The sequence below is a fragment of the Streptomyces alkaliphilus genome (assembly GCF_014141535.1).
GTDB classification, from domain to species: domain Bacteria; phylum Actinomycetota; class Actinomycetes; order Streptomycetales; family Streptomycetaceae; genus Streptomyces; species Streptomyces alkaliphilus.
In genome coordinates this window covers 1-1,006 of the sequence record NZ_VKHT01001386.1, presented here as the reverse complement: position 1 = coordinate 1,006, position 1,006 = coordinate 1, and the positions used below count along the sequence as shown (strand labels likewise).

Below are 1,006 nucleotides of genomic sequence, written 5' to 3'. Positions count from 1 at the left end.
GTCGGGGGACGGTCGGGGGACGGCCGGGATCGGGCCCGAACGAAATCGACCCCCGCTCCTTCCCCGGCCCGGCGCCGTCATGCCCGGGGAGCCGCCCGTCGAAGAATGAAAACGGTCACGTTTCGATCCGCTTGCGTTTCGCAAAGGAGGCCGGCTACGCTGCTCGTGCACGAGGGCGTTCCCGGCCGATCCGTGTCCGTCACCCCGCGTGACGGGCACCGGCGGGGGACCCGCCCCGTCCGTTTCCTCGTCCTCCGGGAGGTACGCGCCATGTCGGGAGAGTCCGCGGCCGTCGCGCCGCGCGCCGCCGGTCGGGGCAAGCTCACCCCGGAGCGGCAGCGGGAGCTGTACGAGGCGGTGCTGGAACTGCTCCGCGAGCGCGGTTACGACGCCCTCACCATGGACGCCGTCGCCGCCCGCTCCCGGGCCAGCAAGGCCACCCTCTACCGTCAGTGGGGCACCAAGGCGCAGTTCGTCGTCGCCGCACTGCGGCACACCAAGCGGACCACCCTGGCGGACATCGACACCGGCACCCTCCTGGGGGACATCCGGGAGATGGCCCGGCGGGTCGCCGCCGACTCCGAGGAGAGCACCGGTCTGCTGCACGCCCTGCTCCACGCCGGGCAGCGCGACGCCGAGCTGCTGCGCGCCGTCCGCGAGGTGCTGGTCGAGCCGGAGACCGACGTGCTGACCATCGCCCTGCACCGGGCGGTGGGGCGCGGGGAGATCGCGCCCCGCGTCCCCGCCACCGACTACCTCGTGCACGCCTTCATGGGCGCCATCATGACCCGGCCGCTCTTCGAGGGCACCCACGCGGACGCCGAGTACCTCGACCGCTTCATCGACGCGGTCGTCATCCCGGCGCTCGGCCTCGATGACCTCGACGACACCGAACGGAACGAACCCGGGGGCCCCGACCCCGGCCGTTCACGGGCCGAGGGGGCCGCTCCGATCCCCCGGGAGGAACAACCCACCGACCGCTGACCGGCCGGGAGCGGCCCCCACC

The 1,006-nt window shown here is 73.8% G+C and carries 1 protein-coding gene; it reads left to right on the top strand.

The features are described from left to right. Nucleotides 1-270: 270 nt before the first annotated feature. Nucleotides 271-984: a TetR/AcrR family transcriptional regulator gene (locus tag FNQ90_RS24635; RefSeq protein ID WP_182608357.1), complete on the top strand. Its 714-nt coding sequence runs from the start codon at nt 271-273 to the stop codon at nt 982-984. Nucleotides 985-1,006: the final 22 nt, after the last annotated feature.

Bases quoted from the DNA above. Each gene is read 5' to 3' on its own strand.
- FNQ90_RS24635 (WP_182608357.1), top strand. From the start codon at position 271: ATGTCGGGAGAGTCCGCGGCCGTCGCGCCGCGCGCCGCCGGTCGGGGC.